The following is a 14,337-nucleotide window of genomic DNA, read 5'->3' on the forward strand; positions in this document are numbered from 1 at the left end:
CCATCGCGGATGCGCGTCGAGCAGCAACCCGGCTACATCCTGCACGCGCGACCTTATCGCGAGACGTCGCTGCTGCTCGATGTGTTCTGTCGCGATCACGGGCGCGTCGGCCTGGTGGCCCGTGGCGTGCGCCGCGAGCGCAGTCGGATTCCGCGCGGCGTACTGCAGCCGATGCAGCCACTGCTGCTCGACTGGGTCTCCCGCGGCGAGCTCGGAACGCTGGTCGCGGCCGACGTCGCCAGCGCGCCGTTCGCGCTCGCAGGCGACCGCCTGCTCGCGGCGATGTACCTGAACGAGCTCGTGCTGCGTCTGTGTGCGCGCAACGACGCGCATCCGCTCGCGTTCGGCGCGTATGCCCAGTGCCTCGACAGGCTCGCGGGAATGGACCCGCCCGGTTGGACCCTGCGCCGCTTCGAACGCGAACTGCTGTCCGACCTCGGCTATGCGCTCGTGCTCGACCGCGACGCGTCCGGTCATGCGCTCGCGCCGCAGCAGGACTATGCGTACGACCCGGAAGCGGGCGCGCGCGTCGCCGCCGGCGACAGTCGCCTGCCGCCGGTGTCCGGGGCGGCGCTGCTTGCGTTCGGCACCGATGTCATGCCCGATTCCGCCCAGCAGTTGCAGTTGCGTCGACTCATGCGAAGCGTCATCCGCCATCACCTCGGCGGCGAGCTCAACGCGTGGACATGGGGGCGTTCCGTGCTTCCCGCGTCGCCGGGCTCAGGCTGACAGGCGGCGGCGCGCACCTTCGCAGGTCGCGAGGAACTGCGCGACGCCTTGCTCGGGCCACGGCGCCTGGTCGAGGAGGCGACGCAGGCGCGATGCGGCAGCGACCAGCGCGGGTACGCCGCAGAAGCCTGCCGATGCGTCCAGACGATGCAGGCGGTCGCGCAGCGAGGCGCGATCGCCGCGCGCGGCGAAGGCCTCGATCTCGTCCGGCAGCGCGTCGAGTTCGGCGATGAACAGGCCGCGAAGGGCGCTCACGATCTGCCTGTCGCCGCCTGCGGCGCGTAGCGCTTGCTCGTCGTCGAGCGCGTCGGCGTCGGTGGACCGGGCATGCGCACTGTCGACATACGCGCCGTCGACACATGCGCCGTCGACATATGCGCCGTCGACATATGCGCCGTCGCGCGCGGAGCCCTCGGCGACGGCGGCGGGCGCGGGCGCCGCGGCGAAGGCGACACCGGCGGGCAGGTGGCTGGCGACTGCGTCACGCAGCGCGTCGACGCTCAGCGGTTTCGTCAGCACCGCGATGAAACCTCGTGCGCGCAAGGCTGCGGCACTCGCAGCACCGTCGTCGGCCGTCGTAGCGAGTGCCGTCGCCCACTGCGATGCTCCCTGCGAGCGGATGCGCTCGAGCGCCGACGCGCCGTCGAGCCCGGGCATGCGCGCATCGAGCAGCAGCAGGTCGTACGCGGTCGCTGCGGCCAGCCGCACTGCAGCGAGGCCGTCGATCGCTTCGCCGACTTCGGCGCCCGCTCCGACGAGCGCATCGGCGAGGAAGCGCAAGCTGAGCGGATTGTCGTCGGCGACGAGGATGCGCGGCGCAGTCATGGTTGGTACGGACTGATGCTTCGGCGATGAGGCAGAATGGACGGCGATGCGCCGCCCGTCAACGCAGATCACCTTGCTGTCGCTGCTCGCCGTCGCGCTCGCGCCGGCCGCGGGTGCGCGCAGCCTTTCGATCGACGCCGCGCGCGTCGCCAATGCGTACGTCGACGCGCGGGGAGTCCATCTGCGCCTCGCGCCGGTGCCGGGCGGTGCGCTGGCCCTGGTCGTCGACGCGCTGAGCAGCGCGACGCTCGGGCTCGAAGGGCGCCTCGAGTGGTCGTGCACGCTGCGGCGCGCCGAGGACGATGCGCTGGCCTGCGCCGGTCCCGTCGTCCTGCAATCCGGCCGCGACACGGCGAGTGCCGGACTTCGCGTGCGCGCGACCGCCGAGCGGTTCGAGCTCGAGCTCGAGCAGGGTGAGCGCAGCGTCGCGATCGAGCTGCCGTTGGCAGGCGACGGCGCCGCGCTCGCGCGCGCGCGGCGCGTTCCTGCGACGTGGCTGAAGGCTCCGCTCGCGATGGTCTGGAAGGGCGGCGACGTGAGGGAGGGCATCTTCGACGCGCAGGCCGAGTGGCGCCACGACGGCGAAGTCGAGGCAGCGTACGTGGCCGACCGGGTGACCCTCGGCACGTTCGACGGCAGCTTCGCGGTCGACGGGATCGCCGTCCGCGGCACGTTGGCGACGAGCACGACCGCGCAGGCGCGCAATGTGAAGTCCGACATGCAGATCGGCGGCGGCACCCTGCAGGCGGGCAGCCTCCGCTTCGCATTCCCCGATGCGCCTGTCGCCGTCGGGTTCGACGCGCGCATCGTCGACGACGGCCCGTGGGTCGTGGAACGCTTCGCCTGGCGCGACCCGGGCGCGCTCGAGTTCGACGCACATGGCGAGTTCGAGCCGGCTGCGACCGTGCCATTGCGTGCGCTGTCGGTGACCGCTGCGCGCGTGGTGTTCCCCGCGGCGACGCGGCGTTACGCAGGCGATGTACTGGCTGCCCACGGCGTCGGCGGCCTCGCTCTCGACGGCAGCGTCACGGGCCGCGTGGAGGTGGACCGGGATGGATTGCGGCACCTGGCGATGGCCACCGACGGCCTGAGCCTGCGCGACCCGGCCCGAACGATCGCGGTCGACGGGCTCAGCGGTGGCTTCGACTGGACCGCACGTGGCGAAGGCGTGCCGACGGCCCTGGCCTGGCGCAAGGCGAGCATCGGCGGCGTCGCGATCGGCCCGACCCGAGCGACCTGGCAAGCGCGCGATGGCGCGCTCGAACTGCGCGGCGCGCTGCGCGCGGCCCTGCTCGGTGGCCACATCACCCTCGAGCGGACCGCGCTGCGTCCGTTTGCTTCCGCCGGCGAACGCGTGCGCACGCGCTTCGCACTGCGCGACCTCGGTTTCGAGCGCGCGGACGGCGCCGTGGCTGCCGCGCACGTCGCCGCCGAGGGCACGGTGCGCGTCGACGTCGACGCGGACGTTCCGCGCATCCGCGTCGACGCGCGCATACGTGGCGGCGAGGCGCTCGTCGATGCGTTCTACCTGAAGTTTCCGGTGACGCCGGTCTCGCTCGCAGCCGATCTCGTCGTTGCCGCGGACCGCTGGCGACTCGAACGATTCGACTGGAACGATCCGGACGTGCTCGCCTTCGCCGCGAGTGGCGAATTCGCGCCGCATGCCGTCCCACCTGTGCAGGCCGCGCGGATCGAACTGCACGACGCGCGGCTCGCGCCGGCGCTGCAACGCTACGCGCGAAGCTGGCTCGCGACGCGTGGCTACGCTGAGCTCGCGGCGAGCGGGCGCGTCGAAGGCCGACTCGAACTCGATCGGGGCAAGCCGCGGCAGTTCGCCTTCGGTGCGCACGACGTATCGATCCGCGACGGTGGCGGGCGCTTCGCCGTCGACGGCCTCGACGGTGCGGTCGATTGGGCGCTCTCGGCGGATCGGCCGGCGACGACGTTCGGGTGGCGTTCGTTCGACGTGTTCCGCCTTCCGTTCGGGGCGGCGCGGGCGGAACTCGTCTCGCGCGACGGCACGATCGCGCTCGCAAGACCGCTCGCGGTCGACGTGCTCGGCGGCCAGATGCGCATCGAGCGCTTCACGGCGCAGCCGCGCTCGGCGCGCGGCGAACGCTATGCGGGCTCGTTCGCGCTCGGCGGCATCGACATGGCGCACCTGTCGGACCTGTTCGGCTGGCCGAGGTTTCCGGGCAAGCTCTCGGGCGGCATTCCCGAGATCGAGTTCGTCGGCGATCGCGTCGAGTTCCGCGGCGGCCTCGACCTCTACGCGTTCGATGGCCATCTCGGCATCAGCGGCCTCGCGCTCGAACGCCCGTTCGGCGTCGCGCCGTCGCTGTCGGCCGATGCGCATTTCGAGAACCTCGACCTCGAGCAGGTCACCAGCGCGTTCTCGTTCGGCGGCATGAGCGGGCGCCTCTTCGGCACGATCGGCGGCGTGCGCCTCGTCGATTGGAGTCCGGTCGCGTTCGACGCATGGTTGCGCACGGACGGCGGAGGGCGCATGAGTTACAAGGCGGTCGACGACCTCACCGCGCTCGGTGGGGGCGGCGGACTGTCGTCGAACCTGCAGACGATGGCGTTGAAGATCTTCGACACGTTCGGTTACCGCCGACTCGGCATCCGCTGCATCCTGCGCGACGACGTGTGTTCGATGGGCGGCATCGAGCCGATCCCGCCCGCGATCGTCGCCGGCGCGGAGTCGTCGAGCGCAGGCTACACTATCGTCGAAGGATCGGGCCTGCCGCGCATCATGATCGTCGGTCACCGCCGGCGCGTGGATTGGCCCACGCTCGTGCGGCGTCTCGTCGAGGCGACGCGCGGCAGCGGGCCGGTCATCGAGTGACCACGGGCGTCCATACACACGGGAGACCTATCGATGCGCCACCTCCTCAGCGGTTCCGTCCTCGCCGCCGCGCTCGTCCTGCCGGCTGCGTGCGTCACCATCAACGTCTATTTCCCCGAAGCCGCCGCGCAGAAGGCGGCCGAGCAATTCGTCGACAAGGTGATCGGACCGGCGGTCGAGCCGTCGCAGCCGCCGGCCGAGCCGCCGCCGGGCCGCTCGCCGGCCGCGATGCTGCTCGATCTCGTCGTCCCGAGCGCCCACGCGCAAGGCGCGGACATCACGATCCAGACGCCGCAGATCCAGGCGATCCAGGCACGCATGCGCCAGCGGTTCAGCACGACGCTCGCGAAATACTGCGCGAGTGGAGCGGTCGGCTTCACGCGTGACGGCCTCGTCGCGGTGCGCGACGCCGCGAGCGTGCCGCTCGCCGAGCGCGCCGCGGTCAACGCGGCGGTCGCCGACGAGAACCGCGACCGCCAGGCCGTTTATCGCGAGATCGCGCTCGCCAATGGCCATGCCGAATGGGAGGGCCAGATCCGCGACACGTTCGCGAGGCAATGGATCCAGCAGGCGCGTCCGGGCTGGTATTATCAGGATCCTTCCGGCGCGTGGAAGCAGAAGTAGCCACTCGCATCGGCCTGCCGCATACCTGTGCGCCCGCCTAGAACGGCGGGCGCTTCGTTTGGACCCCATGCAGAACCCCGAAGTCGACATCATCGATCTCTCCCACGACGGACGCGGCGTCGCGCGCATCGACGGCAAGACCGTGTTCGTCGCGGGCGCGCTGCCCGGCGAGCGCGTGCGACTCGGGCGGGTGCAGCGGCACCGCAACTTCGACGAGGCGAGCGCCGAGGAGATCCTCGTGCGTTCGCCGCAGCGGATCGAGCCGCGCTGCGCGCACTTCGGTACCTGCAGCGGCTGCAGCCTGCAACACCTTTCTCCCGAGGCGCAAATCGCCGCCAAACAGCATGTGCTGGCCGAGAATTTCGAGCGCATCGGCAAGGTGGTTCCCGGGCGCTGGCTCGATCCGCTCGGCGGGGAGCCGTGGGGTTATCGGCGCAAGGGCCGCCTGTCGGTCAAGTGGGTCGCGAAGAAGGACAAGGCGCTGGTCGGTTTCCGCGAGGTCAACCCGCGCTTCGTCGCCGATCTCGCGCGCTGCCACACGCTGTTGCCCGAAGTGGGCGAGCGCCTGGCCGATCTCGGTGCGCTCGTCGGCGCGCTCGAGGCGCGCGCCGAGATCGCGCAGATCGAGATCGCGGCCGGCGACGAGACGGTCGCGCTGACGTTCCGCAATTTGCGCCCGCTTTCGGAGGGCGATCGTGCCGCATTGGTCGCGTTCGGCCAGCGCCACGGCCTCGCGATCCTGCTCCAGCCGGGAGGTCCCGACAGCGTGGCGCCGTTGTGGCCTGACGACGTATCGCTGTCGTTCCGCATCCCGGCCTCGGACATCGACATCGCGTTCCGCCCGCTCGATTTCATCCAGGTCAACGCGGGCATGAACCAGCGCATGATCGCGCGTGCGCTCGAGCTGCTCGACCTGGCGCGGGGCGACCGCGTGCTCGACCTCTTCTGCGGCCTCGGCAACTTCACGTTGCCGATCGCGCGCGTCGCCGGCGACGTCGTCGGCGTCGAGGGGGAGGCCGCGCTCGTCGCGCGTTCGCGCGAGAATGCCGTGCGCAACGGCATCGCGAATGCGCAGTTCCATGCCGCCGACCTCGCCGCCGACCAGCGCGGCACCGCGTGGGCGCAGGCGGGCTACGACAAGCTGCTGCTGGACCCGCCGCGCTCGGGCGCCGCGGCGGTGCTCGATTACCTGCCGCGCAAGGGTACCGACCGCGTCGTCTACGTGTCCTGCCATCCGGGTTCGCTCGCACGCGATGCCGGCACGCTCGTCACGCAACACGGCTTTCGCCTCGTTGCCGCAGGCGTGATGGACATGTTCCCGCACACTGCCCATGTCGAGTCGATCGCGCTGTTCGAGCGTTGAGTCGGCTGGAAGCGAAGAGCAACCGCTTTCGACACGAAGGACACGAAGAAGAGCGGGAAGGAAGATTTGTTTGCTTCTCTTCGTGTCCTTCGTGTTTCAATCTCTATTCTTCGGCCTTGAACCCATGGCGATCGAAATCGAACGGAAGTTCCTCGTCGTCGGCGACGCGTGGCGCGCCGGTGTCTCGCGCAGCGAGCCGATGCAGCAGGGTTATCTCGCCGGGCCGCCGGCCGCGCGCTGCTCGGTGCGCGTGCGCGTGGCCGGCGAGCGCGCGTTCCTCAACATCAAGTCGGCCACCGGCGGCGTGCAGCGCGACGAATACGAGTACGCGATTCCCGGCGACGACGCGCGGCGCATGCTCGCGACGCTCGCGGGCGACAAGGTCGAGAAGGTGCGCCATCACGTCGTCGTCGACGGCTCGCTGTTCGAGATCGACGAATTCGGCGGCGCAAACGCAGGGCTGGTCGTGGCCGAGGTCGAGCTCGAGGCAGCAGACGCGCCATTCCCGCGGCCGGGATGGCTCGGCCGCGAGGTGAGCCACCTCGAGCGCTACTACAACGTCCGGCTTGCAGAGCGCCCCTACGGTGTCTGGAGTGCCGCCGAACGCAACGCCGACGACGCGGCCTGATACGATCCACGCCATGCTCATCATCGGACTTCCCGGCAAGACCCTCACCGACGCCGACCGACGCCAGCTCGCGGCGCCGCAGGTCAGCGGCGTGATCCTGTTCTCGCGCAACTTCGCCAGCCGCGACCAGGTCGTCGACCTCATCGACGACATCCGCGTCCAGCGCCCCGAGCCGTTCCTCGTCTGCGTCGACCAGGAAGGCGGTCCCGTGCAACGGTTTCGCGATGGATTCACGCCCCTGCCGGCGCTCGCGCGCATCGGCGAGTTGTACGGACGCGACGCGCAGGCGGCGATCCGCGCCGCCGAAGAGCACGCCTGGGTCATGGCGAGCGAAATGCGCGCGATCGGCGTCGACCTCAGTTTCGCGCCCGTGGTCGATCTCGCGCGCGGCAATCGCGCGGTCGGCGAACGCGCGTTTCACGCCGACCCGCAGGTCGCCTCCGAACTCGCGCAGGCCTATCTTCGCGGCATGCGGCTCGCGGGCATGGCGGCGACGATCAAGCATTTTCCCGGCCATGGCACGGTCGCGGAGGACACGCATTTCGACGCGGCGGTCGATCCGCGCCCACTCGAGGATCTGCTCGCGACCGATCTCGTGCCGTTCGCCGATGCGATCGCGAGCGGCGCCGAAGCCGTCATGATGGCGCATGTCACGTATCCCGCGGTCGATGCGCGCGCCGCGGGCTACTCCCGGGTGTGGATCGAGGACGTGCTGCGCGGCGAACTCGGTTTCCGCGGCTGCGTGATCGGCGACGACATCGGGATGGCGGCGGCGGAGCAGGTCGGCAGCATCGCCGCGCGCATCGAGGCGCACCTGCTCGCCGGCTGCGACCTTCTGCTTGCCTGCAGCCCCGCGATCGTCGACGAGGCGATCGCGGCGAGCGCGCACGCGACGCCGTGCGACGCCGAATGCATCGCCGCGTTGCAGGGTGCGGTCGCGCAGACCTGGGAGGCGCTCGCGAGCAACCCGCAACGCGATACCTTCATCGCGCGCCTGGTCGAACTCGACGGCGCCGTACGGGCCACGACATGAGCACTGCCAGCCTCGCCGACGCGCTCGCGCGCGCCGATCTCGTCCACGACCGGGCCACGCTGGCCCTCGCGATCGAACGCGTCGGCCGCGAGATCGACGCCGCGCTCGACGGCAAGCCGGCGGTCTTCCTTACCGTCATGCAGGGCGCGCTCGCATTCGCGGGACAGCTGGCGACCGCGATTCATGCGCCGCTCGCGTTCGACTACGTGCACGCGACGCGTTACCGCGGCGCGACCAGCGGCGGCGCCCTGCTCTGGATCAAGCAGCCGGCCATCGCGCTCGCCGGTGCGACCGTGCTGCTCGTCGACGATATCCTCGACGAAGGCCACACGCTGAAAGCGATCCGCGACTTCTGCCTCGAGCAAGGCGCAGCACGCGTGCTTCTCGTCGTGCTCTGCGAGAAGCGCCACGGGCGTGGCGCCGGCCTGCGCGCCGACTTCGTCGGCGTCGAGGTGCCCGATCGCTACGTGTTCGGCTACGGCATGGACTACCACGAGCAGGGCCGCAATCTCGCGGCGATCTATGCGGTGGACGCATGAGCCGCCATCTCGACCTTGCGCTCATCGGCGGAACCGGTCTGTATCGGTTCGCGGGGCTCGAAGCGTCCGAGCGGCACGCCGTCGATACCCCGTACGGCCACCCCTCCGACAGCGTGGTCGTCGGCCGGCTGGGCGACAAGCGCGTCGCGTTCCTCGCGCGGCACGGTGAATCGCACACGATCCCGCCGCATCGCGTGAACTATCGCGCGAACGTGTGGGCGCTGCATCATCTCGGGGCACGTCGGGTGGTCGGCGTGAACGCGGTCGGCGGCATCCGTGCCGACATGGGGCCGCGCGTACTCGCGCTGCCCGATCAGATCATCGACTACACCAGCGAACGGCTGACGAGCTTCTGCGACGTCGCCGGCGCCGAGGTCAGGCACATCGATTTCAGCGAGCCGTATACGGCCGCATTGCGGCGCGACCTTCTGACGGCCGCGGCGCGCGCCGGCGTCGCGATCGTCGACGGCGGATGCTACGGCGCGACCCAGGGGCCGCGCCTCGAGACGCGCGCCGAGATCGCCCGCATGCGTCGCGACGGCTGCGACCTCGTCGGCATGACGGGCATGCCCGAAGCCGCGCTCGCGCGCGAGCTCGAACTCGAGTACGCGTGCATCGCGCTGGTCGCGAACTGGGCCGCCGGCTGCGGCGACGAGGCCGAGATCAGCCTGCCCGAGATCTTCGCCAACCTCGAGGCCGCAACCGCGCTGGTGCCACGCATCGTGGCTGCGCTGCTCGGCGACTGAAGCCGCAAGCGCGTGATCGACACCGGGGACGCAGTCGCGAGTCCTGCGCCGGCTTGCGCCTGCGGGCCCCGCATTCGCGCATCGCGGGCTTTGCGCGACTTGCGCACTGCCACTTGATTCGGTCCGTTAAGCAATTGTTATACTCGGAGCGCACCTGTGCGTTGCGGCATGGGGAGCGGCAGCGCTGCATGGGGTGCGTTCCAACGAGCGAGAGGCATCGATGCTTACCGGTACGGTGAAGTGGTTCAACGACGCGAAGGGCTTCGGCTTCATCGCGCCCGAGGACGGCGGGGAGGACGTGTTCGTTCACTACTCGGCCATCAACTCGCAGGGCTTTCGCACGCTGCAACAGGGGCAGCGCGTCAACTTCGAGATCGTGCAGGGGCCCAAGGGATCGCAGGCCTCCGGCGTCCAGCCGGTCAAGTAGGGTCGCCGATCGAGCCTCGCGTCACTGGGCTTGGCCGAGTGACGATCGAGCCTTGTGCTAGCGCGTGCACGAGGCGCGCGAATTCGTCGGCGTGCGTGCGCGCGTCGCACAGGCACTCCAGCACGCGACGACGCAACGCGGCCCGCGCGCCACGCAGCGCCGGGACGTCGGCAGCCGCGCGCCGTGCGCACTCGACGTAGCCGGCTGCGTCGGACGCGATCCATTCGATCGCCCCGAGGCGGCGCAGCAGGCTCGCGCTCTGCCGGCCGACGTAGGTGTTCCCCTCGATCGCGACGACGGCGCATCCCATCCACAAGGCGTCGCAACTGGTCGTGCAGCCGGAGAACGGGAACGGATCGAGCGCGATGTCGACGCGGCGGTAGGCGTCGAGGAGATCGCGGTACGGCAACGGTCCGCCGAGTTCGAGCCGGCTCGCATCGACGCCACGCGCGCCGAGGCGCGCGGCGACATGCGCACGCGTGTCCGCTTCGCCGAGATGGCGCGCGCGCAGCACCAGGCGGGAATCGGGACAGCAGAGCAGGATGGCCGCCCACGCATCGAGGACGCCGTCGTTCAACTTGGCGAGCCGGTTGAACGAGGCGAACACGACCGCGCCGTCACCGACCCGCGAGACCTCGATCGCGTCGTGCGGCGGCGTGTAGCAGAACCGGCCCGAGGGCAGGTTGGCGACCGTTTCGCTGAAGTGCGCGTCGGACCCCGGCGGCATGATCCACGGATCGCCCACGAATGCGTCGATGGCGGCGACGCCGGTCGTGTCGAACCAGTCGAGCCAGGTCAGCTGCACGGGGGCTGCACGTCGCGCGATGACCGCCAGGCGATTCGCGGTCGAGTGGCCCGCGAGGTCGACGAGAACGTCCAGCTCGAGCGCGCGCAGGCGCACGAGCAACGCCTCGTCGCCGAGGCCGCTCGCGTCGACGTACGCGTCGCCCTCGCGCAGCAGGGAGTGCGCGAGGCGCCGATCCGTAGCGGCGAGGTCGACGAGCACGTGCTCGTGCCGCTCGCGATCGAACGCACGCAGCAAGCCGCCGAGGAAGGTAGGCACGGGTCCGTCGCCGAAGCGCGGCGACACCCAGCCGATGCGCAGCCGCTGCCCGGGGAGCCTCGCCCGCGCCTCGATCCTGTCGGGACGCGGCAGGAAGCGCCGCGCGAATGCGTTGATCGCTGCCGACATCGCCGGCGCGTCGAGCGCGGGGTCGTAGTGCATGAGCACGAGGTGGCGCGCGGCATGTTCGGCGTCGGCATGCGTGGCGAGCAGGTCTCGGTACGCGGCAAGCCCCGCCTCGACGTCGCCGCGATCGACGAGCGCGGTCGCGGCGATCGCGCGCGGCAGCGGTGCGCGCGGACGCAGCGAGCTCGCATGCGTGCTCCAGCGCAACGCCGCGCTCGGGCAACCGAGCGCATGCAGCGACGCGGCGAGCGCGAGCGCGGCTTCGTAGTCGGACGGGTCGTGGCGCACGACCGCTTCGAGCAACGCGACGCGTTCCCGGCCCGCTCCCGCGTCGGCGAAATCAGCGACCATGGCGTAGAGGGTCGCGCGGTCGGCCAACACAGACGGGTGCGCCGCGATCGCGAGCGCCGCGTCGCGTTCGCCTGCGCGCAGATGGCAACGCGCGAGCAGCTGGCGCAGCGACGCCGCGCGCGGCTGCTCGCGCAGCAGCGCTCGCAGGCGCTCGATCGCGGCGGGCAGTTCGCCGCGATCGGCGAGCGAAACCGCTTCGCGCAGTCGGCGGACGAAGCCGTCGTCGGCCGCGCCCATTCAGGCCGCGAACTGCAGTCGCGCGAGTTCGGCGTAGAGGCCGCCCGCGCGGACCAGTTCCGCATGCGTGCCCTGCGCGACGATGCGTCCGCCGTCCATGACGACGATGCGGTCCGCACGCTGCACGGTCGCGAGGCGATGGGCGATCACGAGTGTCGTGCGGCCGGCTTCGAGGCGCTCGAGCGCCTGCTGGATCAGGTGTTCGGACTGCGCGTCGAGGCTCGATGTGGCTTCGTCGAGCAGCAGCACGGGCGCATCGCGCAGCAGCGCGCGCGCGATCGCGACGCGCTGCTGCTGCCCGCCGGAAAGGCGCACGCCGCGTTCGCCGAGGTACGTCTCGTAGCGCTCGGGCAGCGCCTCGATGAAGTCGTGCGCTTCCGCCGAGCGCGCCGCCGCGACGACGTCGTCGCGACTCGATCCTGCGCGACCGAAGCCGATGTTGTCGGCGGCACTCGCACCGAACAGGACCGGATCCTGCGGCACGAGCGCGCAGCTCCCGCGCAAGTCCGGCAACGCGAGCGCGCGCAGGTCGATGCCGTCCAGCGTGATGCGGCCGCTGCCGGGGTCGTAGAAGCGCAGCAGCAACTGGAACACGGTGGTCTTGCCCGCGCCGGAAGGGCCGACCAGCGCGATTGTCTCGCCCGGCTTCACGTCGAGCGTGAAGTCGTGCAGGGCGGGGCGGTCGGCGCGCGACGGGTAGTGGAACTCGACGTGCTCGAAGCGGATCGCTCCGCGCACGGGGCGCTCGAGGGAGGTGGCCGGCGATGGCGAGACGATGCCGGGGCGAGTGTCGAGCAGGTCGCCGATGCGGCCGAGCGCGCCGGCCGCGCGAAGCACCTGTCCCCAGACTTCGCTGAGGGCGCCGACCGAACCTGCGGCGAATACCGCGTACAGCACGAACTGGCTCAGCACGCCCGGTGCCATCGTGCCCGCCATGACCGCCTTCGCTCCGGCCCACAGCACGAGCGTGATCGCGCCGAACACCAGCAGGATGACCATCGCGGTCAGGCTGCCGGTCATCGCGATGCGCCGGCGCGCGACGTCGAGCGCGCGCTGGATTGCCTGCGCGTAGCGACGCGTTTCCTCCGGCTCGCGCGTGTACGCCTGCACCGTGTGCACCGCGTTGAGCGCCTCGCTCGCGGTCGCCGACGCGTCGGCGATGCGGTCCTGGCTTTCGCGCGACAGCTTCGACACGCGTCGACCGAACACGACGATCGGCAGCACGACCGCAGGGATCACGAGCACCGTGAAACCGGCGAGGCGCGGACTCGTCCATATCATCGCCGCGGCGCCGCCGATCAACGTCACGACGCTGCGCAGCGCGACCGAGAGGGTCGAACCGACCACCGTCTGCACGAGCTCGGTGTCGGCGGCGAGGCGCGACACGAGTTCGCCCGTGCGGGCGCTCTCGTAGAACCCCTGGTCGAGCGTGAGCAAGTGGTCGTACAGGCGCCGGCGCAGGTCCGCCGCGACGCGCTCGCCGAGCAGGGTCACGAAGAAGAAGCGCGCCGCGGTCGCGATCGCGAGCACGGCGGCGACGGCGAACAGGCCGAGGAACGTCGCGTTGATCGCGGCCGCATCCGACTGCGTGAAGCCGTGATCGATCATCACGCGCACGGCCTGGGGCAGGGTCAAGGTCGCCGTCGACGACAACGCGAGGAAGCCGAGCCAGCCCGCGAGCAGCCCGCGGTACGGCGTGAGATACGGCAGGAGCCGCGTCAACGAGCGAAGCTTGCGCGGCGGGTCGGTGGCGGGCTGGTCGGGCATCGGCGCGTCGGAAGCAGCAAGTCGGGTCGAAGTGCGGGCAGCCGTCGCGCGTTCAAGCGCGTTCGAACAGGCCGCGCCCGCGCGTGAGATCGCGCAGCCATGCGGCGAGGGCGTCCATGCGTTCGGCGGGCAATTCCACGTCGAGCTCCACGCCGTCGTTGTCGGCACGTTCCGCGCGCTTGGCGGCGTCGAACTCCCGCAACCGGGCGCGCAGCACCGGCAGCGACGCGTAGTCGCAGCGGATGCGCGCGCGACGAAGGTCGACGATCGGCTGTCGCTCCGCGCGCCGCAGGCACTCGGCGGCACAGCCGCCGTAGGCGCGCGCGAGCCCGCCCACGCCGAGCTTGACACCGCCGTACCAGCGCGTCACGACGACCGCGACACGGTCGAGCGCCTGGCCGTCGATCGCCATGAGGATCGGTTTGCCCGCGCTGCCGCCGGGCTCGCCGTCGTCACTGAAACGGTAGATCGGGCCGATGCGCCATGCCCAACAGTTGTGGGTGGCCGCCGGGTCTCCCGCCCGCGCGATGAATGCGGTCGCGGCCTCGGCCGTGTCGATCGGCGCGGCGCGCGCGAGGAATCGACTCTTCTTGATCTCCTGCTGCAGCGTCGCTTCGCCGTGCAGGGTGGCCGGTGCGCTCATCGCGTCGAGTGTAACTCGCCACCAGGTCGCGTTGCCGGCGTCAGTCGAGCAACGCGTGCAAGTCTGCCGGCAACGGGTATCGGGGATGCGCCTGGTGGAACAGGCGCAGGCTCTCGATCGCCTGCTGGCGCCGACCCTGGCGCAGCAGCTGGCGGACGTGCGCAAGCCAGTCGTCCGGCGCGAGCTGCATGTCGCGCCGCAATTCGACCGAACTGCTCGGAGGCGCCGGCGCCGCACGCGTGCGCAGCGAGGGTTCGTCGAGGCGTTGCTTCGCGGTCGCCTCGTGGCCGTCGGCCGCGCCGGCGCCGGCGGGACTTCCGGCTTCGGCTTCCCGGCGCCGGTCCTCGGCCGGGAATGCCTCCGGCGCCGGTGCCGCGGCGGCGGCCGG

General features: G+C 71.1%; 13 protein-coding genes and 1 pseudogene. 9 read left to right on the plus strand and 5 right to left on the minus strand.

Annotation, left to right across the window (positions count from 1 at the left end; all coding sequences use genetic code 11):
* Nucleotides 1-9: 9 nt before the first annotated feature.
* Entirely contained in the window at nucleotides 10-729 is a 720-nt protein-coding gene (gene recO, locus VI238_RS18480) for a DNA repair protein RecO (protein ID WP_331653939.1), read from the plus strand.
* Here recO and VI238_RS18485 read toward each other — a convergent pair.
* Nucleotides 721-1,554 (minus strand): response regulator, encoded by an 834-nt coding sequence (locus VI238_RS18485; RefSeq protein WP_331653940.1) that lies wholly within the window; start codon nucleotides 1,552-1,554, stop codon nucleotides 721-723. The two genes, recO and VI238_RS18485, sit on opposite strands and share 9 nt — an antisense overlap.
* 46 nt (nucleotides 1,555-1,600) lie before the next feature.
* Here VI238_RS18485 and VI238_RS18490 point away from each other — a divergent pair, with 46 nt between their 5' ends.
* The 8 genes from VI238_RS18490 to VI238_RS18525 all read left to right on the plus strand — a co-directional run bounded on the left by VI238_RS18490 (nucleotide 1,601) and on the right by VI238_RS18525 (nucleotide 9,762).
* Nucleotides 1,601-4,402, plus strand: coding sequence for a hypothetical protein (locus tag VI238_RS18490; protein ID WP_331653941.1), 2,802 nt, complete (start codon nucleotides 1,601-1,603; stop codon nucleotides 4,400-4,402).
* Nucleotides 4,403-4,435: 33 nt separating this feature from the next.
* Nucleotides 4,436-5,026, plus strand: coding sequence for a YdbL family protein (locus VI238_RS18495; protein ID WP_331653943.1), 591 nt, complete (start codon nucleotides 4,436-4,438; stop codon nucleotides 5,024-5,026).
* A 67-nt stretch (nucleotides 5,027-5,093) separates the two neighbouring features.
* Complete coding sequence (gene rlmD, locus VI238_RS18500) at nucleotides 5,094-6,389, plus strand: 23S rRNA (uracil(1939)-C(5))-methyltransferase RlmD (protein ID WP_331653945.1); 1,296 nt, start codon at nucleotides 5,094-5,096, stop codon at nucleotides 6,387-6,389.
* A gap of 124 nt (nucleotides 6,390-6,513) precedes the next feature.
* Nucleotides 6,514-7,017 (plus strand): CYTH domain-containing protein, encoded by a 504-nt coding sequence (locus tag VI238_RS18505; RefSeq protein ID WP_331653946.1) that lies wholly within the window; start codon nucleotides 6,514-6,516, stop codon nucleotides 7,015-7,017.
* Between the two features lie 13 nt (nucleotides 7,018-7,030).
* Complete coding sequence (gene nagZ / locus VI238_RS18510; RefSeq protein WP_331653947.1) at nucleotides 7,031-8,050, plus strand: beta-N-acetylhexosaminidase; 1,020 nt, start codon at nucleotides 7,031-7,033, stop codon at nucleotides 8,048-8,050.
* On the plus strand, nucleotides 8,047-8,589 hold the full coding sequence (locus VI238_RS18515) for a hypoxanthine-guanine phosphoribosyltransferase (RefSeq protein WP_331653948.1): 543 nt from the start codon (nucleotides 8,047-8,049) through the stop codon (nucleotides 8,587-8,589). Before nagZ ends, VI238_RS18515 begins: the two co-directional genes overlap by 4 nt.
* Nucleotides 8,586-9,335 carry an S-methyl-5'-thioinosine phosphorylase gene (locus VI238_RS18520; RefSeq protein WP_331653950.1) on the plus strand — a complete coding sequence of 250 codons (750 nt, stop codon included), beginning with the start codon at nucleotides 8,586-8,588 and terminating at the stop codon, nucleotides 9,333-9,335. Before VI238_RS18515 ends, VI238_RS18520 begins: the two co-directional genes overlap by 4 nt.
* Nucleotides 9,336-9,555: 220 nt before the next feature.
* On the plus strand, nucleotides 9,556-9,762 hold the full coding sequence (locus VI238_RS18525) for a cold-shock protein (RefSeq protein ID WP_131997747.1): 207 nt from the start codon (nucleotides 9,556-9,558) through the stop codon (nucleotides 9,760-9,762).
* Here the strand turns inward: VI238_RS18525 and VI238_RS18530 are convergent.
* The 4 genes and pseudogenes from VI238_RS18530 to VI238_RS18545 form a co-directional block, all read right to left on the minus strand.
* The gene (locus VI238_RS18530; protein WP_331653952.1) at nucleotides 9,755-11,539 is read right to left on the minus strand and encodes a hypothetical protein; all 1,785 of its coding nucleotides are present in this window, start codon (nucleotides 11,537-11,539) and stop codon (nucleotides 9,755-9,757) included. The two genes, VI238_RS18525 and VI238_RS18530, sit on opposite strands and share 8 nt — an antisense overlap.
* The gene (locus VI238_RS18535) at nucleotides 11,540-13,306 is read right to left on the minus strand and encodes an ABC transporter transmembrane domain-containing protein (protein ID WP_331653953.1); all 1,767 of its coding nucleotides are present in this window, start codon (nucleotides 13,304-13,306) and stop codon (nucleotides 11,540-11,542) included. It abuts the gene before it with no gap.
* A gap of 52 nt (nucleotides 13,307-13,358) precedes the next feature.
* Entirely contained in the window at nucleotides 13,359-13,949 is a 591-nt protein-coding gene (locus VI238_RS18540; protein ID WP_331653954.1) for a YigZ family protein, read from the minus strand.
* 40 nt (nucleotides 13,950-13,989) lie between these two features.
* Nucleotides 13,990-14,337, minus strand: a pseudogene (locus VI238_RS18545) (hypothetical protein); the annotation flags it as partial.

It is taken from the genome of Dokdonella sp., assembly GCF_036518555.1.
Lineage (GTDB): Bacteria > Pseudomonadota > Gammaproteobacteria > Xanthomonadales > Rhodanobacteraceae > Dokdonella_A.